At 40.6% G+C, this 20,430-nt stretch carries 19 protein-coding genes; 8 read left to right on the top strand and 11 right to left on the bottom strand.

The window, feature by feature from the left end:
* The first annotated feature begins 168 nt into the window (after positions 1 to 168).
* Genes CXF95_RS23040 through CXF95_RS23025 form a run of 4 tightly spaced genes read left to right on the top strand, consistent with a single transcriptional unit; the run spans position 169 to position 4,482 of the window.
* Complete coding sequence (locus tag CXF95_RS23040; protein WP_101200879.1) at positions 169 to 1,464, top strand: GntP family permease; 1,296 nt, start codon at positions 169 to 171, stop codon at positions 1,462 to 1,464.
* 23 nt (positions 1,465 to 1,487) lie between these two features.
* The gene (locus CXF95_RS23035; protein ID WP_101200878.1) at positions 1,488 to 2,687 is read left to right on the top strand and encodes a homoserine O-acetyltransferase; all 1,200 of its coding nucleotides are present in this window, start codon (positions 1,488 to 1,490) and stop codon (positions 2,685 to 2,687) included.
* A gap of 24 nt (positions 2,688 to 2,711) precedes the next feature.
* On the top strand, positions 2,712 to 3,704 hold the full coding sequence (locus tag CXF95_RS23030) for a PHB depolymerase family esterase (RefSeq protein ID WP_101200877.1): 993 nt from the start codon (positions 2,712 to 2,714) through the stop codon (positions 3,702 to 3,704).
* Between the two features lie 10 nt (positions 3,705 to 3,714).
* Positions 3,715 to 4,482, top strand: coding sequence for a 3-hydroxybutyrate dehydrogenase (locus CXF95_RS23025; protein WP_101200876.1), 768 nt, complete (start codon positions 3,715 to 3,717; stop codon positions 4,480 to 4,482).
* A 94-nt stretch (positions 4,483 to 4,576) separates the two neighbouring features.
* Here the strand turns inward: CXF95_RS23025 and CXF95_RS23020 are convergent, their stop codons facing one another.
* Both CXF95_RS23020 and CXF95_RS23015 read right to left on the bottom strand, forming a co-directional pair.
* Positions 4,577 to 5,809 (bottom strand): hypothetical protein, encoded by a 1,233-nt coding sequence (locus CXF95_RS23020; RefSeq protein ID WP_101200875.1) that lies wholly within the window; start codon positions 5,807 to 5,809, stop codon positions 4,577 to 4,579.
* Between the two features lie 176 nt (positions 5,810 to 5,985).
* Positions 5,986 to 6,717 (bottom strand): helix-turn-helix transcriptional regulator, encoded by a 732-nt coding sequence (locus CXF95_RS23015; RefSeq protein ID WP_101200874.1) that lies wholly within the window; start codon positions 6,715 to 6,717, stop codon positions 5,986 to 5,988.
* 138 nt (positions 6,718 to 6,855) lie between these two features.
* Here CXF95_RS23015 and CXF95_RS23010 point away from each other — a divergent pair, with 138 nt between their 5' ends.
* Complete coding sequence (locus CXF95_RS23010; protein WP_101200873.1) at positions 6,856 to 7,221, top strand: hypothetical protein; 366 nt, start codon at positions 6,856 to 6,858, stop codon at positions 7,219 to 7,221.
* A gap of 59 nt (positions 7,222 to 7,280) precedes the next feature.
* The gene (locus tag CXF95_RS23005) at positions 7,281 to 8,075 is read left to right on the top strand and encodes a DUF2145 domain-containing protein (RefSeq protein WP_101200872.1); all 795 of its coding nucleotides are present in this window, start codon (positions 7,281 to 7,283) and stop codon (positions 8,073 to 8,075) included.
* A 43-nt stretch (positions 8,076 to 8,118) separates the two neighbouring features.
* Here CXF95_RS23005 and CXF95_RS23000 read toward each other — a convergent pair whose 3' ends face one another.
* Both CXF95_RS23000 and CXF95_RS22995 read right to left on the bottom strand, forming a co-directional pair.
* Entirely contained in the window at positions 8,119 to 9,522 is a 1,404-nt protein-coding gene (locus CXF95_RS23000) for a wax ester/triacylglycerol synthase family O-acyltransferase (protein WP_101200871.1), read from the bottom strand.
* Positions 9,523 to 9,781: 259 nt separating this feature from the next.
* Positions 9,782 to 10,018, bottom strand: coding sequence for an RNA-binding S4 domain-containing protein (locus tag CXF95_RS22995; RefSeq protein WP_232787998.1), 237 nt, complete (start codon positions 10,016 to 10,018; stop codon positions 9,782 to 9,784).
* A gap of 288 nt (positions 10,019 to 10,306) precedes the next feature.
* Here CXF95_RS22995 and CXF95_RS22990 point away from each other — a divergent pair, with 288 nt between their 5' ends.
* On the top strand, positions 10,307 to 10,678 hold the full coding sequence (locus CXF95_RS22990; protein WP_101200869.1) for a glutathione S-transferase N-terminal domain-containing protein: 372 nt from the start codon (positions 10,307 to 10,309) through the stop codon (positions 10,676 to 10,678).
* An 11-nt stretch (positions 10,679 to 10,689) separates the two neighbouring features.
* On the opposite strand, the gene CXF95_RS22985 is transcribed toward CXF95_RS22990, so the two are convergent.
* Positions 10,690 to 11,901: a winged helix-turn-helix domain-containing protein gene (locus CXF95_RS22985; protein WP_101200868.1), complete on the bottom strand. Its 1,212-nt coding sequence runs from the start codon at positions 11,899 to 11,901 to the stop codon at positions 10,690 to 10,692.
* Positions 11,902 to 12,042: 141 nt separating this feature from the next.
* Here CXF95_RS22985 and CXF95_RS22980 point away from each other — a divergent pair, with 141 nt between their 5' ends.
* Complete coding sequence (locus tag CXF95_RS22980) at positions 12,043 to 13,482, top strand: IS66 family transposase (RefSeq protein WP_101197042.1); 1,440 nt, start codon at positions 12,043 to 12,045, stop codon at positions 13,480 to 13,482.
* Between the two features lie 60 nt (positions 13,483 to 13,542).
* Here the strand turns inward: CXF95_RS22980 and CXF95_RS22975 are convergent, their stop codons facing one another.
* The 6 genes from CXF95_RS22975 to CXF95_RS22950 all read right to left on the bottom strand — a co-directional run bounded on the left by CXF95_RS22975 (position 13,543) and on the right by CXF95_RS22950 (position 20,390).
* Positions 13,543 to 14,205: an SDR family oxidoreductase gene (locus CXF95_RS22975; RefSeq protein WP_101200867.1), complete on the bottom strand. Its 663-nt coding sequence runs from the start codon at positions 14,203 to 14,205 to the stop codon at positions 13,543 to 13,545.
* Between the two features lie 9 nt (positions 14,206 to 14,214).
* Positions 14,215 to 14,970 carry a 3-deoxy-manno-octulosonate cytidylyltransferase gene (kdsB, locus tag CXF95_RS22970; protein ID WP_101200866.1) on the bottom strand — a complete coding sequence of 252 codons (756 nt, stop codon included), beginning with the start codon at positions 14,968 to 14,970 and terminating at the stop codon, positions 14,215 to 14,217.
* A 65-nt stretch (positions 14,971 to 15,035) separates the two neighbouring features.
* Positions 15,036 to 15,239 carry a Trm112 family protein gene (locus tag CXF95_RS22965; protein WP_101200865.1) on the bottom strand — a complete coding sequence of 68 codons (204 nt, stop codon included), beginning with the start codon at positions 15,237 to 15,239 and terminating at the stop codon, positions 15,036 to 15,038.
* A complete protein-coding gene (gene lpxK / locus CXF95_RS22960; protein WP_232787997.1) occupies positions 15,239 to 16,249 on the bottom strand; it encodes a tetraacyldisaccharide 4'-kinase in 1,011 nt (336 codons plus the stop codon). The genes CXF95_RS22965 and lpxK overlap by 1 nt, the downstream gene beginning before the upstream one ends.
* Entirely contained in the window at positions 16,246 to 18,018 is a 1,773-nt protein-coding gene (gene msbA, locus CXF95_RS22955; protein ID WP_101200864.1) for a lipid A export permease/ATP-binding protein MsbA, read from the bottom strand. The genes lpxK and msbA overlap by 4 nt, the downstream gene beginning before the upstream one ends.
* 83 nt (positions 18,019 to 18,101) lie before the next feature.
* The gene (locus CXF95_RS22950) at positions 18,102 to 20,390 is read right to left on the bottom strand and encodes a DNA internalization-related competence protein ComEC/Rec2 (protein ID WP_101200863.1); all 2,289 of its coding nucleotides are present in this window, start codon (positions 20,388 to 20,390) and stop codon (positions 18,102 to 18,104) included.
* Positions 20,391 to 20,430 lie beyond the last annotated feature (40 nt).

Raw genomic sequence — 20,430 nt, 5'->3', positions numbered from 1 at the left:
AGGTTTTATTATTTTCTATGTGCTGCGGTCTAAGTAACCTTAATCCAGAACTGACTCGCCGTCTTTAGTACCATAGTACTATGGGCATGTCTGAGGCTTTCCTCCACAATACGGCTATCCTTTCTGTTGGTCTGCGGTCACTGACTCAATTTTAAGGAAACAGATAATATGCTTAGTTTAATCGGCCTGGTAGGTGGATTGTTACTGCTAATAGTGTTGACTATTCGTGGAATGAATTTATTTATTGCAGCGCCATTGTGCGCGGTATTAGTCGCGCTTAGTAGTGGCTTACCCATATTCATAGGTGATAGCAATTTTGTTGTTACCTATATGCAAGGTTTTTCAGGCTTTATTGCTTCTTGGTTTTTTATGTTTTTGCTAGGTTCACTATTTGGCAAATTTATGGAAGATACCGGGGCTGCCGACTCGTTAGCTAGATGGATCATCAGCAAGCTAGGTCGTCAGCAAGCTGTGGTTGCAGTGGTGTTAGCTTGTGCGGTACTGACCTACGGCGGTGTAAGCGTCTTTGTGGTGGCATTTTCAGTCTATCCCATGGCCCTTAGCTTATTTAAAGATGCTAATTTGCCCAGACGTTTTATTCCTGCAGCACTGGCTTTTGGTTCGGTGACTTTTACCATGACATCCGCTGGTTCACCCGAAATTCAAAACTGGATCCCAATCAAATACTTAGGCACATCGCCTTTTGCTGCTTGGGAAGTCAGCTTAGTAGTGGCTATATTTATGGCAAGTTTTGGTTTTTGGTGGATGGGAAAAATGATTAACAAAGCCGTGGCTAACGGTGAACATTTTGAAGCCCGTGACCATGACCCCGAAATTCCAGAGCGGGATTACCCCCACGCTATTACCGGCATTATTCCACTTTTAGTGGTGTTGGTTTTATCATTCCTATTACACGAAACGCTGCAACAGCTTGCGTTAATAGTGGCCCTTGGCGGCGGCGTGTTATGTTTAATGGTTATCAACTTCAAGTATTTCCACAACATGCAAAATGCGGTGACCGCAGGTACCACAGGAGCACTAATTGCAATAGGCAATACAGCAGCAGTAGTCGGCTTTGGTAGCATTGCAAAATCAACCGCAGCATTTCAAACTGCGGTCGAAGTCATGGCACAAATACCTGGAAATGAGCTAATAGGTGCAGCTATTGCGATTAGCGTGATTGCGGGATTAACAGGCTCAGCGTCTGGTGGTCAGGTCATTGCCTTACCTCTTCTGGCTCCTGGTTATTTAGAGCAAGGAGTAGACCCAGAGGAATTACATCGTATTGTCTCTATTTCGTCTGGGGCATTAGATTCCTTACCGCATAATGGTTATGTAGTGACAACCATTCGCGCTATCTGTCAAGAAACCCATCAACAAGCTTATTGGGCATTAGGCGCACTCACCGTTGTGGTGCCACTATGCGGCGTTGCATTGGCTATTGCTATATTTACTTTTATATAAACGATCCATGGGAATAAATTGATATGAAACACCCAATATTAAGACACAGCAGATATGTAGTAGGTTTTGTTGTGTTGTTGCTTAGTGCATTTGCCTCGGCAGACTTATTAGTGGTCAAACAACGTTTTGAAACAGTCAATTTCAAAACCTTTAATGGCGAAACCATTAAACAAGTGGCTGTGGGCTGGGAGAGTTATGGAAAATTAAACGCCCAAAAAGACAATGTTATCTTAGTCACCCACTACTTTTCAGCCAATTCACATGCGGCAGGAAAATACACCAAAGATGATCTACAAGCCGGTTACTGGGACGCATTAATTGGTCCTGGCAAAGCCATTGATACTAATAAATTTTATGTTATTAGCGTAGACAGTTTAGCTAATTTGGGTGTTCATAATCCAAATGTCATTACGACTGGCCCTGCTTCGATCAACCCTGATACAGGCAAAGAGTATGGCTTGGATTTTCCAGTCGTGACCATCCGAGATTTTGTGGAAGTACAAAAACTGGTGCTCGAAAGTTTAGGCATAAATAAGTTACATGCCGTAATTGGTGCCTCTATGGGTTCAATGCAAGCCATTGACTGGGCAACTGCCTATCCGGACTGGGTGCCTAGAATGATATCGGTGATCGGCAGTGGTCAAAGTGATGCATGGGCCACAGTTTTATTAGAACGCTGGGCCATCCCTATTCGACTCGACCCTAATTGGCGCAACGGTGATTATTATACGCATACCCCCCCTACAGAAGGATTAATCGCAGCCTTAATGTTTATTACGCAAGACGCACTGACTCCCAAGGCATTCAATCAGATAGGCATGACAAAAGAAGTTAATCATCATGCTTTACAAACAGAACCCTTACACTCAATTAATGGCTCATATTCTATTGTGAACTGGCTTAGAGAACGAGCAGAAACACGGGCTAAATTATTTGATGCTAATCACCTTTTATATTTAATCAGAGCATCTCAATTGTTTATTGCAGGGCATGGCGAAAACCTTGCTGAGGGGTTAAAAAAAATCAAAGCTAAAAGCCTGTTTTTACCTTCGTCTAATGATTTGTTACTTATGCCTTACTTAAGCCAAGAGGCGAATCAACAACTCATAGATATGGGCAAGGATAGTCACTTAGAAGAGTTGTCAGGTGATTCAGGTCACTTAAATGGTGTCATTGGAATCAGTCAAAAAGCGCAAGAAATTAAAGAATTTATCGAAAAATAATTCAGGTCATTAACGAGGATGAAAATGAAAAACCTAATAATACTATTGCTAAGCTGCTTGCTTATGAATAGTGGTCAACTTGCTGCCAAAAAACTCAACTTAGATCTGACAAAGATTGGCGTATCAGGCTTATCGAGTGGTGGATTTATGGCTAATCAGTTTCACATTTCCCATTCAGATTGGGTAGACAAAGTGGGCATCATTGCTGCTGGGCCTTATTACTGTGCCCAAAACAGTATCAAAACGGCTCTGGCACAATGTGTCAATAAAAGTACCGATGCAACTAACCAAAGCTTGACTCAGCAAGCTGAAGTCTATGAAAACCAGCACAAAATCGCCAATTTGGATTATCTAAAAAACAGTAAGGTGTGGTTAATTAGAGGCACAAAAGATACCAAAATTCATGAAAATGTGACTCAGGCTTTACATGAACAATATCTTATGTGGATAGATCCAAAAAATGTGGAATATGTCAATCAACAGCCCTTTGCTCACCACTTTCCGACCTTAGCTTTTGGTTCAAAATGTGATGTTTCCGAGCCTCCTTTTGTGGGTAATTGTGATTATGATGCTGCGGGTAACATGCTGAACTTTCTACACACTGATCTTCAACCACGAAATACCCTGCCACAAGGCAAGCTTGTATCCATCAATCAACAATCATTGGGTGGCGAGCAGGCAACTAGCCTCGCCGAACAAGGATTTATGTACATACCAAAAACATGCCAAGCTGGTGAAAGTTGTCAGCTGCATATTAGTTTTCATGGCTGCCAGCAAAATGCAGAAACAGTGGGTAAGCAGTTTGTCGAAAACAATGGCTTAAACAACTGGGCAGACACTAATCATCTGGTTGTGTTGTATCCACAAACAAAAAACTCCATGTTTATGCCGTTAAATCCTCAAGGGTGTTGGGACTGGTGGGGCTATACAGACAGCGAGTATGCCACCAAAAATGGTCAACAAATTCAAGCAGTTAAACAAATAGCAGAGTCATTGACTCAAGCTTTAGACATTTAGGAGAACGGGTATGTCTAAAAAAAACATACTGATTACAGGTGGCGCTAGTGGTATTGGTTTGGGTATCGCTCAGCACTTAGGTAGTTTGGGCCATCACATCATCATCGCGGATATTAATTTGGCGGCAGCAACCACCGCTTTTAAGGAATTGCACAACCAAGGTATTAGTGCTTCAGCAATTGAGCTAGATGTCACTAACTTAAAAGATGTCGCTGACCTACCCAACAATTTACATCCGTTAACCGTAGATGTGTTAATCAACAATGCGGGAGTACAACACGTAAGTAAGCTTGAAGACTTCCCACCTGAAAAATGGCAACTGCTGATCAATATAATGTTAGTTGCACCTGCAATGCTCAGCCAAGCGTTACTACCTAACATGCGCAAGCAAAATTACGGGCGAATTATCAACATAGGCTCAGTGCATTCAGTGGTCGCGTCTCCATTTAAATCTGCGTATGTCGCCGCTAAGCATGGATTATTAGGCTTTGCTAAGACCCTTGCTTTAGAAACAGGCGATTGTGATGTTACCGTCAATACACTCTGTCCTGCTTATGTAAAAACGCCCTTAGTTGAAAATCAGATAGCTGCACAAGCTATTGAAAATGGTATTAGCGAACAAGAGGTAATAGACAAAATCATGCTAGCGCCAATGCCCAAAAAAGCCTTTATTGGCATAGATGAGTTGGCAGCGACAGCCGCATTTTTACTTACTAATGAAGCAAAAAACATCACCGCCCAAGCATTGGTGATTGATGGAGGATGGACTGCGCGATAACGCAGCAAAGTGCTATCGCGCAGGGAAGTTTAATGAAGTAAAAAGCTTCAGTACAAGTAGTTAACATCATTGGCTTTAATTGCCGTCAATGCTCTTATCTAAACAAGTCCATCAAATCTATGGGCATGTCGCTTACCCAGCCTCGATTTTTTTCAAGCCTTTCTTGCAAGTGTTTTTTCATTTGAGCAACGGTTTGGTTTTGTTCCATGATGAGTTGATTTTCCTGCACTTCTTCTACGATGTTTGCCACATGAATTTTAATATTACTTTCTGTCTGCTTTTTACTGCGGCCTGAAAACTTACGCCAAACTAGATTTGATAATTCATTACTCGACTTTGCTGTATAGAGTTCGTCGTCTAATCGATGTAACTTTACTCTAAGTAAGGCTTGCATTGAGCTTAATGTGTCGGGGTCGAAACTAAATTCACCATCATTAATGTGGATTTGATAAAGTTGTAATAAGGTAAAGGCATCTTTATTTTTACGTGCTTCAGACAAGGTTTGCATGAGCACATGTTTTTGTTCTTTTTTCGCAGGATCTTGCTCTTTATCAGGGTGTAATAACGCGGCTAAGCGTTTATAGATTTTATTCAGTTGCCCTGCTTTAAATAACTTATCCAAGTTTTTTTGTGTCGTATCTTTTGCGGCTTCCTTTGCAGCATCTTGTTGAACATCATCTTCACCAAAATTGTCTTCAAAAAACCTTTCAAAAGGGTCACCTTGCTCACCGCTGTTTTCTTCGTCATCATGGTCGTCTTCATTCTCTTCTTCTTCAGAAATTTCTTTATGCATACGCTGAATATATTGATTTAATAAGCTGTGATCTTTTATTAGGTCAATAATTTCGTCGTCTGTAAGTTGCATACCACCTTCAAACATATGCTCAATATCCATGCGCACTTTTTCAATTTGGTGTATATCTATCTCTATATTTTGTGACTGCATAAAGGTGCTAAAAGCGGCGTTAAACTTGTTTTGTAAAGCGTCATGATCAACATCTGCTAGAAAGGGGTGTGAGCGTAAATACTCAAGCGTACTGTCAATCCAAGTAATTAATTCTTCGCGCTGGTCCTCGGATAAAGTCTTACGTGCACAAAAAGGAATAAGAAACTCGACTAAATTGACCATCTCCATACCCTGTTGTTGTTCCACAGGTAAGACTTTGATTTGAAACTCATTAAACAGTTTTTCTTTGTCATCTAGAAACTTTTGATTACGTTTGTGCTTTTTTTCGATCTTTGACCACAAGTCGCTTAAGGATTTTTGCAATGGATCATGGGACGTGTCTGCTGCTGTATTATTAAACAATGGAGTTAAGGAAGTCATAAAAATAGGCCAAATTTGAAAAGGTATGAAAAAAGCTATGGAGGCTTAAAACTGAGTCAGTCAATAGAATTATACTTAAATCATGATGGCTGAACATGAATTTGTGAGCGGAATGAGTAAGAAGACTATAATTCAAGATTACCTGTGCAAGTTTGAATTAATTCACAAGTACTCATTCATCTGCGCATATTCTCAAATAGCGAGGGCTCCCAAGGGCGCATGGCCATAAGCAAACCAATATGCTGACGTTTGTCTAGCGGCAAGTCTGCATCTTCTTGATTAAGGACTGCAGCCTCTTTCGTTAGTTGATTTAATTTGCGTTGAATGATCTCAACTGATGATTGGGAATACCGTCCACGTAAATAAAAACGAAAATGCCATGGTTCGTTTTGTTTAGGTGCCATAAATTTCACCATCACTTCTTGCTCCATGAACTTTTCTAGTGGGCCACCTGGGATCCACCTGAAGTCTTGGGCAATAAGCGATTTGAAATGATTATTGGGCAATAAATCAATGATTTTAAGTTTATCGAGTCTAGCCAAAAGCTGAATGCATTGATGTTTGTTTATATCGTAGTAACTAATAATTTCCTCAAACTTCCATGCGTCACGCACGCACACCGAAACTAACAACAGTTTTGGGTCGGCCAATAACTCTTTTTCTTGTTCCACGGTTAACTGACTAATTTGCTGTACCTGTTTTTCGGTCAAGGCGAATAAATCAGACAGTCTCATCTGCATAATGTCACAAATTTGTTCAAGACGGTCCAAGGTAAAACTTTGAGTGGAAAATATCCGTTTGATGTTGGCTTCGCTCATGTCCAGCTTTAGCGCAATATCTTTGTAAGTGATCTGCTGTTGCCGCAACAATTGTTTTAAGGTTTGATTCACCTGACTAATTTGACTCATACATTTTCTAAGCTTCTGGCAAAAGGTATTACTAAACTATACCAAAAGTGTCGATAGAGTATACATAACACAACAGTATTTACGTATTGAATACCAAAGTTTAATGTTTATCTCGTTCACAACCCAAAAGGAAGAACAATGAAATTAACAACTATTGCTTTGGTATTCACCCTTTCGATTACATCTGTTACAGCGCAAGCTGAGGGATCAACTCAACATAGTGGTCAAGCAAGCAAACATTCCGCGTTAGCTGTAGGTCATGGAGCCTTGTCTACGGCTAAAGTGGCCAGTGCGGTTGTTGCAGTGCCCCTTGTGGTCGCCGGAAGTGTGGCATTAACAGTTGGAGCAGCCAGTGTTCAAACCGGGGCATCAATTGCCAATTCAGCCAGTAGACACACGCATCATGGTCCTTTAGTTATCACCGAGACCACTATCACAGCAGATCCTGCACCAAACAAAGTGATTGTTATCCAGAACAAACAAAGCGTTATTCAAAATCACTAAATAAGGCAATGCTGCCAAATCTAATGGCAGTTTTTCCACATTTGAAAAGGATTAACACAATGAAAGCGAACATTATTCTTATCTTAATCACATTATTTTGCACTCCAAGCTGGGCTGGTAGTCAGGCAAACAAACAATCTGTAATCGAGTCTGAAAAAATCATTAAATTTGCCAAGGACGTCGAGAAATATGCAGCAGAAAATGGCGCAAGAGCGTTTATCATTGCCCGAGTTGGCAGACCTGAGAAGGACTTACCTAAAGGAATTCACTATACCCACACGGCCATAGCGGTCTACTCGAATATTCAACTCAGCAATGGTGAAACTGCGCAGGGTTATGCTATCCATAATCTGTATCAAGTAGATGGTAAGCCAAATAGAAGCCAGCTTGTGCAAGACTATCCTGTAGACTTTTTTTGGGGGGCACAAAGATTAAAAGCAGGGATTATAATTCCCAGTGACGAAATACAAACACGTCTGATTGATTTAATCGCCAGCGGTAAAAATACCGACTTACATAATCCTAAGTACTCAGTGATTTCCAACCCAATGAATAGCCAATTACAAAACTGCACTGAACACACATTGGACTTAATTAACGCGGCTATTTATCAATCAACTGACATCGCAAAGATTAAAGCCAATACTCGTGCACATTACACAGCTCAGCGCGTCAGAACTAGCCGTTTTAAACTGATGTTTGGTTCAATGTTAATGGATGATGTCACCACCAAAGATCACCACGGAAAAATTGCCACGGCCACCTTTGGTTCTATTCACAACTACCTAGACCAATATCAATTGTCTAAACATAGCGTAACTTTATATGCTGATGGAGAAACAGCTACACTTTAGCCAAAAGGCTTACGCGATGGCTTATGTATTGAGTTTGTATTGGCTAATTATCTTTATTTTGCATTAACTCCTGAAGGTAAATCCCCCCCTTAATACCGTCCATTGCGGCATCTATATAGTCAGCAATTTTTTCAATATCAGGGATGGTATCTCGACAGGCCATTAAGCCAAAATCGATATCATCACAATAACTTACCACAGTAATATTTAATGACTGGCCATCAATTAATACCGATAAAGGATAGGTTGCTTGTAGTTTTGCCTGACCAAAGTACAAAGGTTGTCTAGGACCAGGAACGTTAGATATAGTCACGTTTGCAACAGGTGGTAATAAGTTGGTCATATTTAGCTGGTTCATCACTGCAACCAAACCCTGGGCAATCACAGCAAAACTGGTAGCAGCATCCGCAGAAACTTCGCCAAGCTCTTCTTTCGCATCTTTGGTTGAGGCGCCAATTTTGGCTAATCGCGTCATGGTATCGGATTCATCAGTAGCCAAATTAGCAGTAACATAGGTAATTTGGTTACCGGTGCGATTCATCTGCCTCACAGAAACAGGAACCGAAGCAATTAAAGACTTTTTGGGTAGCGCTCCCCTTTCTTGCATGTATTTTCGCAAGGCACCGGAGCACAGAGCTAGTACCATATCATTCACAGTAGCGTTGGCTTGTTTGCCTACGGTCTTGAGTTCTGAAAGCGAAAGTGATTTTACCGCAAAACGGCGAGCCCCAGTAATGGGCACATTAAAAATTGATTTTGGCGCAGTAAAAGGGACAGGAGATGTGTTTTTACTGATCCCAGTGGCTTTGAGGCCTTGCCCCCAAAACATTTTTGACAGGTCCTGAACCATACTAGCCCTGTCCTTTACTTGTGCAGCTAAATTAGCTGTTTTTTCTCCCAAACTTATTGAATTCTGAGAACGGGGATGTAGGTATTTTTTCAGGCCAGCCCAAGGAGCCCGCACTTCATCTTGACCAGATAAACTAAAACAATCTTCCATTAATTCAATGCCCCCCATGCCGTCAATGGCGGCATGATGCATCTTCATGTAAAGAGCAAACTTATTACCTTCCAACCCTTCAATCAAATGAAACTCCCACAAGGGGCGTTCCCTATCCAATAGACGGCTGTGCAGGCGTGAAGCTAATTCTAACAAGTCTGCCATTTTGCCAGGTTTAGGCAAGGCTGAATGACGAACGTGGTAGTGAATATCAAAGTGTTCATCCGTTACCCAACTTGGCAGCTTGGCGCTGCTAACATGGCTTAACTTTTGATTAAAAGGAGGGCCTGCAGGTTGGACTTCTAATTTGTCCATTAAATCTCGAGGGAAATTACCCTTGTAGCCTTTAGGTATTTCAAATATCGCCAAGCTAGCGACGTTGACGGGTGTAGTTTGCTTTTCTAAAGACAGAAAGGCGAGATCAAGAGCACTTAATTTATTTGACACTGAGGTAGCCTAAAAAAATCATAATGTCAGACTATACAATGAAATTTATAAGCTTTTCTGTTTTTTCTGCAGTCTCAATATTTTCGAGGCTATTCTTAGCTATAATTCACAACGTTATAATCCCGTGTAGGGTCTTCATGTCAGTAAAAGAAAGCTGGTTGCAACCTCTATATGTACCGCTTATAAGCGGCTATATAGAATAGTTCAAAATATTATACATAATGTCTACAATGATTTTTTCTCTAGGTGCAGACTTAACTTAACTGATAAAAGGTTTCAGCTCTTGTTTCAATACTATTTTAAATTGCTGCTTTTCAAATTCAATCATATCACCGGCAATAATCTTTTTACGTCTTCTGGTTTCAACTTCACCATTGACTAACACCCGCCCATCATCGATTGCCACTTTAGCCTCACCACCACTGGATACTAAAGCTTCGAATTTTAAAATCTGATACAAAGCAATGGGCTCGGCATAAATTTCAATATTTTTCATTGGTAGAGTTTCCACTTATTATTTAACCTTATTTTCATTTAATTCAAATACCCCATCTGTTTGAACTCAAAAGACATACAGACGATAACAAACACAACGCTAATGCAAAACATCTAAACACCAAGTAATTGTTTAATCAAAGCCATTTTATTCTAAAAATTAATATCAATATGCACCAAAAACACTGATCCATATAACAATACGACAAGTGAGGTTTAGAACATATACGCATTATGGTTATAATGGCGTCGACTTTTACTTCCCAAATTGACTAAACGAGCTGTATAGATGAAACTATTGATTAACCTTATCCGTAACCTGTTAGGTGGCATTATTGCTGCCATTGATTTTATCACCCGTGGTACAAAACTAAAACGCACATCACAAGCCCAACAACAAGTTGAAGCAGAACTGCAAAAACTGTCTTTGTATCAATTTTTTGCTTGCCCATTTTGCATCAAAACCCGCAGAGCCATGTATAAACTTAATCTGCCTATCGTCAAACGCAATGCCTCACAAGGCTCGCCCTTTCGAGATGAATTGTTACAAGGTGGCGGAAAAATTCAAACCCCTTGTTTACGTATTGAAAAAGAAGACGGCGTTGAATGGTTGTATGAATCTTCTGAGATCATTAGTTATCTTGAAAAGCGTTTTGTTTAAAAGCTAAATATTTAAATAGTTTGTAGCTGTTGTTTAATGTTTGCTTCATTGTGAAACCCTAGTGTCGCCTTGAAAGTTATATTATGTACTTTGATGCCTTTACCATCATTAAATTGTTTAAAGGCTTTTAATACTGGTTTAAAAAGGTCTATAAACTCATCCACCTTGACAGTTTCAAGATGCAAATTTTGAATATGAAATATGTGGGTTTTACGGTCTATTTTGGTATCCATACGCCCCACAAATTCCGTTCCCCACAAAAGTGGCAGGCTGAAATAGCCGTATTGTCGTTTTGCGGGTGGCACGTAACATTCAATCTGGTAATCAAAATCAAATATTTGCGATAGTCGTTTACGTTGGATCACGACATTATCAAAGGGTGACAATATGTTTACTTGATTGCGATGCATGGATTGTTTGAGTAAATCAGTGACATTTAAGGGCGCAAAATAGACTTGTTCGCCTAGCATCACTTGCTGCAACTCACCATTTTCAAGCATATCCTGACAAGTTCGGGTGATATGGCTTTTTAGTCCCTTTCGCAAATAACTGATTTGCTGGGCGCTAGCAAAGCCGTTAGCTCCCAGGTAACTCATAATCAAATGACGTTCGAATTCGTTGGCACTGGGGGCAGTGGTGTCTATACCAGTTGGTAACACGCGTTCAGTTAAGTCATAGACTTTCTGAAATCCGCGTCGCTCTACAACCATCAACTCTCCTTCTATAAAGAGTTGTTCTAAGGCAACTTTATCTGGCTTCCAATCCCACCAGCCAGTCCCTTTTTTTGTACGGTTTTGTTCAAAGTCTTTGGCGCGTAAGGGACCTTCTTGTTGGATTCGTTTTAGAACCCGTTTTTCAGCAATTGGATTTTTATCCCGCCAATGTTTTTCACCCGATGCAATAGCTTGTTTTTTTGGTAGTGAAAAACGGTAATCTTGAATTGGCAAATAAGCGGCGGCATGGGACCAATATTCAAAAAGCTGTTTTTGAGCTATCAGTTGTTCAATAAAATCAGCTTGGTAATTATCTACCCGACTCCACAAACAATGATGATGAGCCCGTTGAATAACAGAAATAGAGTCTATTTGAATATAACTTAAATGTTTAACAGCGGCATTTACGCCTTCGATACCTTGCCCAAAAGCATTATTTTTATGCAGGCCTTGACTGATCAGGGCGAGTTTGCACGCTTGTTTAGGAGTTAATTCAAGCAGAGGTAACATCGCAACACAAACTAGGGTTTATATTAAAAAATGAGTAACTATTCAGCCTCATGAAAATATATTTTGACGATCCCAGCGATCGTATTGACTGATCCCGCTAGGATGTCAGACTTGCCTTAATATCACTTTAGTTATTAACCAATGAAGATTGACGGCATTGAAATCGACAGTGTGATCGATTCAACAAAAAAGTTGCTTACAGAGGATAAATCAATTTCGCCGGCCTTAAGAGCGGCAATTGAATTGATCATGCTGGTTGTGTCTTTGCTTGCTAATCGATTAGGACTAAATAGCCAAAACAGCAGTAAACCACCCTCCACAGATTTTGATAGAAAGAAGAATTCAAGGACTAAATCTGACAATCCGGCCGGCGGCCAGAAAGGGCGGGAGGGTAAAACGCTGAGCCCGTTCGAAGAGCCCGATGTAGTCAAGGATATTCCCGTAAACAGGGCGCTATTGCCTCCTGGGAAGTATCGTGATGCTGGCGTCCAGTGTCGTCAAGTGGTTGACATAGAAATATCACGCATGGTCACCGAATACAGAGCGCAAATACTGCTCAACGAAACAGGCAAGAAATTCACAGCTGAGTTTCCACAAGGTGTTAACAGTGCTATCCAATATGGCGATGGCATTAAAGCGCACGCGGTTTACCTGTCACAATATCAATTGCTGCCTTATAAACGTATTGAAGAGTATTTTTCCGATCAACTCAATATTCCGATCAGTGCGGGAACCTTGTTTAACTTCAATCAAAAAGCGTCAGATTTAATTGAGCAAACAGGTGCCGCGGATCGGATCAAAGCCGCACTACGAGCATCACCCGTGCTGCATGTTGATGAAACAGGCGTCAACATTAACGGCAAGCGGCGTTGGTTACATTGTGCCTCATCACTTACCTGGACGTATTTCCATGCCCACGATAAACGTGGGAAAGAGGCCATGGATGCGGCCGAGATACTGCCATGCTTTACGGGCATTCTGTGCCATGACCACTGGAAACCTTACTACAAATATATCCTATGTGAACATTCTCTGTGCAATGCCCATCATTTGAGAGAATTGGAAAGAGCGTGGGAGCAAGACAAGCAGAAATGGGCCAATGAAATGCGTGCACTGCTGACCAAGCTTTGTCAGGACGTGAAGGATAATGACGGTAAGTTAACGCCAGAGTCTGCCCGCGTCGCCAGAGAACAGTACCGTGAAATACTCTTTGAGGGTGATAAGGAGTGTCCGCCACCAAATGAGGAGGACCGACCAGCAGGACAACGGGGTCGTTTAAAACGAACCAAAGCGCGCGCCTTGCTTGAACGGCTCAGAGAATTTGAAAATGATGCGCTTAGATTTATCGAAATAAAAGATGTCCCCTTTACTAACAATCAAGGGGAAAACGATATTCGAATGACAAAAGTACATCAAAAAATATCGGGATGTTTCAGAAGTCAAAACGGTGCGGATATGTTTTGTTTGCTTCGCAGTTACATATCCAGTTGTCGCAAGCAAGATGTTTCAGCAAGTGAGGCGTTGCGACTATTGTTCAAGGGCAGGCTTCCTGACATCTTTTCATCTGCGCGACCTGAATAGTTACAAAAATGAAAGAGTATTTCCTTTCATACTTGGCTTATACACCCTTAATCTTTTGTATTACCAAGGTAATACTTCACCATTTGAATGCCAGAAGGTACCAGTATTGTCCAAGTTCAATTCTTCAATTCGCTGCATTAAACGCTCAACCGCAACAGCAGCGGAAATATCGCCAGTATAATTAACCATCTCAGTTTGTACATAACCAGGGTGCAATAATGCAACAGCAACGTCTTGCTCTTTAAGATCATGAGCCAATGACACGCCAGCTATATTTAAGGCAGCTTTAGACATACGATAGCCATAATAACCACCAGAATTGTTATCTGTTACTGAGCCCATACGACTGGTTATCATCCCTACTTTTGCACCTTTGACAAGTTGTTGCCTCAACATTTGAGTCACCATCAATGGCCCAATAGCATTCACTCTAAACTGGTATTCAAGGGTCTTAACTGACATATTTCCTAAGGTTTCGTTAGCAAACACACCCGCATTATTGATCAGTAGATCAATTTTTAAATCGCTTAATGTAGGCAGGATTTTTTCTAAACATTCGGGGCTACTCACATCAACTTTGTCGATCACTTTGGCGCTTGTTTGACTAAGCTCATCGCTAGTATTGCGACAAAGGGCTATCACTTTGTCACCTTTCGCTACATACTGTTTTACAAACTCCAAACCAATACCACGATTAGCTCCGGTAACAACAACAGTTGCCATAAAAACTCCTTATTTGTAATTAGCTAATAATCTAGCTAAATCTTCTGGTGTATCGATGCCAATAGGCGGTGTAATTCTGGCTTCCTGCACATGGATTTTTTCACCATGCCACAACACGCGAAGTTGCTCTAACGATTCAATTTGTTCTAAACCAGATGGAGACATATTCACATATTGTTTTATAAATCCTGCTCGATATGCATAAATCCCAATATGCCGATAATAAAAGTCACCTATCTCATCAATACTGTCTGAATCAAGAAAGCGCGCTCTATCATAAGGGATAGTCGAGCGTGAAAAATACATGGCATAACCTTGTTTATCCATCACAACTTTTACGGTGTTGGGATTAAAGGCTTCTTCTACATCGGTAATCTTAACCGCCAGTGTCGCCATTTCAGCTTGCTGGTGATTATGTAAGTTTTCAGCCACTTGCAAGATATTTTCAGCAGGAATAAAAGGTTCATCCCCCTGCACATTCACCACCAATTCATGGGACAACATGTTTTGTAAATCAACTACTTCTGCTAAACGTTCAGTGCCAGATTCGTGGTGCGCGCCTGTCATACAATATTTGCCACCAAAGTCGTCTACTGCTTTGGCGATCCTGACATCGTCGGTAGCCACTAAAATATTACTCGCCCCTGATTCTTGAGCTCGTTCATATACATGTTGCACCATAGGTTTACCTTGTATTTCTACTAAAGGTTTACCCGGAAAACGGCTAGACGCGTATCGTGCAGGAATAATGACACTAAATTGCATACTTCAATCTCTTTAATCTCTTTAATCTTTTCAACTTTTTAAATGAACGGGGCCAATATATAGCACTAGTTGCTTTTTAACAGTTGTTCCATTTCTTCGCTAGACACATGTTTGGCTTCTGACTCCAACAACACCGGTATATTTTCCCGAATAGGATAAACCATACGATCGAATTTACAGATAAGTTGTGCCAGTTTATCTTGATATAATAATTTACCCTTACAAACTGGGCAGGCTAAAATATCTAACAATTTTTTATCAAAGGCCATTATTTTCTCTTAGGTTGTTTTTTATCTACCGCCACTTGTTTTAATTTTTGCAAGAGTTGCGATTCAAATTGATTGGTTAATCTAGCACTGACAGGCAAATACCAACAATCATCATGTACTATCTGGGTACATTTTACTGCATCTTTTTCGGTCATGATCACAGTGCCGCTAGGAATATCTTTTTTAGTAAAAGCATGATGATCGACAAAACTTATTTGATCCTTCAGCTTAACGCGCTTTTTTTCTAATAAAGAAAAGAAACGTTGTGGGTTGCCTATTGCCGCCAGCGCGGTGACGGGAGAACGTAAATCGTTTATGGATAGGCTTTTATTAGGGTATTTAACGTTTATCAATTTCCCCGATTCCAGTGACATTAAATATTCACCATTTGTGACTAGGCCACCATTTAACACCAAAAAATCAGCCGTATCTAAACGCCACGAAGCTTCACGCAAAGGACCTGCTGGTAATAACAGATGATTACCACAACGCCTTTGTCCATCCATCACCACAATCTCGATATCTCTATTTAAAGCATAATGTTGTAAACCATCATCACAAATAATCACATCACATTTATGTTTCTCGACGAGTTCCATTGCCCCTCTTGGGCGAATAGGATCTACCACCAAAGGACAGTTAATGTGCTGACGCATCAGTATGGCTTCATCACCCACCAAATCGACGTTGCTGAGATGATCTACCGTCAAAGGATAACGGGCATTTTTTCCGCCATAACCTCTGCTTAACACGCCAGGGTGATAACCTTCTTGCCTTAAGCGCTTAGCCAAATAGACCACTAGCGGCGTTTTCCCATTGCCACCTACACTGATATTACCTACCACAATGACTAGTGCAGGAATAGATACAGAAGGCTTAATTTGCAATCGAAATAACCACCTTCGTAACCCAGACAACCCCCAAAACAATGCTGTTAAAGGTAATAACAAAATAATAACTGGCCAATGGTACCAACTCGGTGAATACCACATGTTGTCAATCCAACTCACTTGGCGACTAACTCCTCACCAAACTGCATATTATATAATTGCGAATAAACACCATTTTGTGCCAACAAACTTTGATGATTACCTTGCTCGATAATTTCACCGGCCTCGATCACTAAAATCGTATCGGCGTTTTCGATAGTCGACAACCTATGAGCTACCACTATGCTAGTACGGTTTTGTTGCAGTTTATCCAGTGCATCTTGAATTAATCGTTCTGATTCTGTATCTAATGCTGAAGTTGCTTCGTCTAAAATTAAAATAGGTGCGTCTAATAACAAGGCACGAGCAATAGCTAACCGTTGACGTTGCCCACCAGATAGCATGAAACCATTTTCACCTACTATGGTATCCAAGCCTTCAGGTAACTGTTCCAAAAACTCCATCACATGGGCGGTTTTAGCCGCTGCCAGTATCTGTTCACGGCTAACTTTATCTTCTGAACCATAAGCAATATTGTTGGCAATGGTGTCATTAAATAACACCACATGTTGTGACACCAGAGCAAACTGTCGTCGTAAGTCTTTTAGTGGGATATCCCTTAACAACATATCGTCTAACGATATTTCGCCTGTTTGATTGTCGTAGAAACGCGTCAGCAAACTTGAAATAGTGGATTTACCGCTACCAGAGCGACCTACCAAAGCAAAGGTTTGCCCAGGTTTGACTGAAAAAGAGATATTTTTTAGGGCGGCATCTTTTTTACTAGGATAACAAAAGGTGACATCCTTAAAGTCTATTTTACCTTTTACCCTGCCAATACTATGTTCACCATTATCTTTTTCAATCTGTTGGTCTAAGACTTCGAAAATACTCACACAAGCCGCCATGCCTTTTTGGAATTCGCTGTTTACAGTAGTCAGTTGTTTAAGCGGCTTTAACAGCATGGTCATAAATACCACCACACTGACAAATACGCCGGGCGTGAGTGAGTCAACTAAATCGGGATAACTTGCGATGTAAAGCACCACTGCCAAAGCAAAGGATGCAATCACTTGTATCGAGGATACACTGAGAATTTTGGCGACAATTAGCTTCATATTTTGTTGGCGATTATTATTATTTTGGTCGGCAAAACGTTGATCTTCGAGTGTTTGTCCGCCGAACATCAGTACCACTTTGTGGCCTTTAATCACTTGCTCAACGGCAGTCGTTAAGCCGCCCATGGCATCTTGAATTCGTTTACTGACTAATCTAAAACGCTTACTTACCACAGACACAATCACTGCTACCAAAGGGCCAATTAATACAAATATCAGTGATAATTGCCACGAGTAATAAAACATCGCAAACAGCAAGCCAACAACAAAAGCTCCGTCTCTTACCAGCGTGAGTAACGCTTTACCTGCGGCATTAGATACTTGTTCGGTGTCATATATTACCTTTGAAATAAGCTGGCCTGTGCCGTTATTATCATGAAATTCAACAGGCAAGTGAATATATTGACTAAACAATTGCTGGCGTAACCGCATCACAACGTGGTTACCAATCCACGCCACACTATAGGTACCGAGAAAGTTTAAAATGCCACGCAATATAAAAATAGGCACAATAAAATAAGAGGCTAAACGCAGATACTGATAGTCCCCTTTTCCTAAACTGTCATCCACAATAGGTTTAAGTTGGGCAACCACAGCTACATCTATGGCCGAATAGCCAATCATGCCAATAACGGCTATAAAAAAGGCAAATTTAAAATCTTTAAGGTAGACGCGAAATCGTCTAAATATAGTAGAAGGGACTTGAGGATCTAAATTTGTCTGTATGCTCATTAAATAACTGTTGTCTGATGAAAGGAAAGAACTAGGTTATTGTAACTGTTAGGACGAAATTCCCCAACTATCAATAACATATTTTATTTAGGGCGACTGACGTTGGCATACCAGTACGGATAGATATCCTGTCTAAATGTTTTGACAACAATCGGTTTTGGTAAATCATATTCCATAATGAAGGACACTTGGCCTGAGTCAGAGGTAGTGAAAATTTTGGCCTGTGTGTCCACATTATTGTTTACCTGTTCAAATCTTTCTAACACTTCCGGTCTGGGAAAACGCCAACGATTCATAAAACCCTGACTAAATACCACATATTCAGCGCCCACTGTTTGAATAAATTCGCTAGAAGAAGAGGTATTACTACCATGATGTGCCGCCAGCAAAATATCAGCCTTTAATTGTTTGGGATATAATTCCACCAGCTGCTTTTCGATACTTTTATCAATATCACCGGGTAATAAAATACTGTGAAATTTATCTGATACCTTGATGACACATGAACCATTGTTATCGCTGTATTTAAGGGCATTGTCTGGCCATAAAGCCTTAATACTCAAACCTTGCCAATTTATAGCAAAGTGTTGCTGACACCTATCTTGATTAGTTAAAACTTGCGATACCTGAATACCTTTAAGTAATTGAGGCAGACTTCCCCCATGGTCGTTATCCCCATGACTGATAAACACTAAGTCAACTTTTGATAATCCCCGAGCCTGTAAAATAGGTAACAATACACTGTCGGCCATATTAAAACCAGAAGGATAACTTGCCCCTACATCATAGATAATTGCATGCTTATTTTTACTAATGATCACCGCTACCCCCTGCCCCACATCTAACACGTCTATCTGCCAAGTATTGCTTCTTTGAGGTAATAAATGACTAGCCAGTGGTAGCAATAATAGATAGAGATACTTTTTGTTTAACCCAAAAGAAGGCAAACAACAACAAGACACAAACAGGAATACAAAACACCACACTGTAGCTGGAAACGCAGGAATGTTGAAAAATGAGGCATCAAACTGTAACGCAAAATTCAGAAACCTCAGGCCATAACTCAGAATTTGGTCTGCTAAAGAAAATAATGAAAATGCCCAGTCAGGTTTGAACGCCAAACACATTACCCCTAGCAGGCAAATTGGCACCAAAACCATAGTCACTGCAGGCACGGCGATTATATTTACGAAAGGAGAAACAATGGAGATATAAGAAAATTGCCAAGCCACTAACGGCAACATCAATAGAGTCAAAAATAATTGTAATTTGACCATAGCAGATAGAATTGCTACCAAAGAAAAATCTCTTTGTTTAACTGGCCATCGCCAAAATACAAAACAAATGATGATCACTGCAGAAAAACTTAACCAAAAACTCAGCCCAAATATGCTCAGTGGGAAAAGTAAGATAAAACAAGTAAGCCCCAACAAAATTAAACTTTTTGCCCCAAGATGTTTATTACATAGAAAACACACACTAAACAAAAGCAGCATCAACCATGCTCTAAGGGTAGGCAAACCAAAACCAGCTAAAGCTGAATAAGCTAAGGTGGGAAAAAGTGTCAAAAACATAGCCAGGTTATGCAAGTTGAGATGATGCAAGGAATAAAATCGGCTGATCAGCCCCCCAACAATCCACGCTATCAACACATAACTGATACTCGCAACCAAGGCCAAATGTAGACCTGAAATGGCAATAAGATGTGCCACACCCGTTTTTTGAACTAAATGCCAGTCTTGTGGTTGCAACAATCCTCGATAACCAAATGTTAGGGCAGCGAGCCAAGAACGATGCGGTAAAGGAAAGGCTAACATTCGATTTAGCAAGGTTTGTCTAACGGTTTTAACATCGTCAAGCAGCGTGTTCTCTACATGTGATTTAACGTAACCCGTGGCGTTTATGCCTTCACTAAACAACCATTGCTGATAATTGAAACCTGCCTCATTGGCCAAACCATGAGGGGGTTTAACTTTAACCAAAAGTGTCACTTGTTGACCCTGCTGCACCTGCCAAGCAGGCTCGCGCCAACTTAGGCGGAAGGTCTTAGTAAAAAACAAATGTTGGTCTTCAATCTGTGTGACTTTAAGATTAAAACGTATATTTTGCTCAGCTATGACCAGACTGCTGACCTTACCTGTTATTTGTGTTGGTTGACTAATTTGTTCTGAAGATAGTTGCAAAGTGTATTGCCAATGCCCTACACTCGCCATCCAGACTATGCCAAGCATAAAACAGCCTAGATGTTGATATTTTCTAATTATTAGGCAAGTACAAATTAGTAGTAAAAAAGTGAATACGATGGAAGGCAGGCTAGTCCATAATAAACTAGTGAACGAAGCTGCAATAAAACTGAAAAGTTTACTGTCCATAGTAAGTGGTAAATGCGGTCCGTTGCTGCATGAAATCAAA

This window comes from Paraglaciecola sp. MB-3u-78, from assembly GCF_002835935.1.
In the GTDB taxonomy this organism is placed as follows: Bacteria; Pseudomonadota; Gammaproteobacteria; order Enterobacterales; family Alteromonadaceae; genus Paraglaciecola.
The sequence above is the reverse complement of the archived record's forward strand: the minus strand, read 5'-3'. Positions and strand labels throughout refer to the sequence as shown.

What these genes read in the sequence shown, in the direction of transcription:
- CXF95_RS23040 (WP_101200879.1), top strand. Translation starts at nt 169, where the DNA reads ATGCTTAGTTTAATCGGCCTGGTAGGTGGATTGTTACTGCTAATAGTG.
- CXF95_RS22975 (WP_101200867.1), bottom strand. Translation starts at nt 14,205, where the DNA reads ATGGCAACTGTTGTTGTTACCGGAGCTAATCGTGGTATTGGTTTGGAG.
- CXF95_RS22985 (WP_101200868.1), bottom strand. Translation starts at nt 11,901, where the DNA reads ATGTTACCTCTGCTTGAATTAACTCCTAAACAAGCGTGCAAACTCGCC.
- CXF95_RS23035 (WP_101200878.1), top strand. Translation starts at nt 1,488, where the DNA reads ATGAAACACCCAATATTAAGACACAGCAGATATGTAGTAGGTTTTGTT.
- CXF95_RS23020 (WP_101200875.1), bottom strand. Translation starts at nt 5,809, where the DNA reads ATGACTTCCTTAACTCCATTGTTTAATAATACAGCAGCAGACACGTCC.
- CXF95_RS22980 (WP_101197042.1), top strand. Translation starts at nt 12,043, where the DNA reads ATGAAGATTGACGGCATTGAAATCGACAGTGTGATCGATTCAACAAAA.
- CXF95_RS23025 (WP_101200876.1), top strand. Translation starts at nt 3,715, where the DNA reads ATGTCTAAAAAAAACATACTGATTACAGGTGGCGCTAGTGGTATTGGT.
- CXF95_RS22950 (WP_101200863.1), bottom strand. Translation starts at nt 20,390, where the DNA reads ATGGACAGTAAACTTTTCAGTTTTATTGCAGCTTCGTTCACTAGTTTA.
- kdsB (WP_101200866.1), bottom strand. Translation starts at nt 14,970, where the DNA reads ATGCAATTTAGTGTCATTATTCCTGCACGATACGCGTCTAGCCGTTTT.
- CXF95_RS23030 (WP_101200877.1), top strand. Translation starts at nt 2,712, where the DNA reads ATGAAAAACCTAATAATACTATTGCTAAGCTGCTTGCTTATGAATAGT.
- CXF95_RS22965 (WP_101200865.1), bottom strand. Translation starts at nt 15,239, where the DNA reads ATGGCCTTTGATAAAAAATTGTTAGATATTTTAGCCTGCCCAGTTTGT.
- msbA (WP_101200864.1), bottom strand. Translation starts at nt 18,018, where the DNA reads ATGAGCATACAGACAAATTTAGATCCTCAAGTCCCTTCTACTATATTT.
- CXF95_RS22995 (WP_232787998.1), bottom strand. Translation starts at nt 10,018, where the DNA reads ATGAAAAATATTGAAATTTATGCCGAGCCCATTGCTTTGTATCAGATT.
- CXF95_RS23005 (WP_101200872.1), top strand. Translation starts at nt 7,281, where the DNA reads ATGAAAGCGAACATTATTCTTATCTTAATCACATTATTTTGCACTCCA.
- CXF95_RS23010 (WP_101200873.1), top strand. Translation starts at nt 6,856, where the DNA reads ATGAAATTAACAACTATTGCTTTGGTATTCACCCTTTCGATTACATCT.
- CXF95_RS22990 (WP_101200869.1), top strand. Translation starts at nt 10,307, where the DNA reads ATGAAACTATTGATTAACCTTATCCGTAACCTGTTAGGTGGCATTATT.
- CXF95_RS23015 (WP_101200874.1), bottom strand. Translation starts at nt 6,717, where the DNA reads ATGAGTCAAATTAGTCAGGTGAATCAAACCTTAAAACAATTGTTGCGG.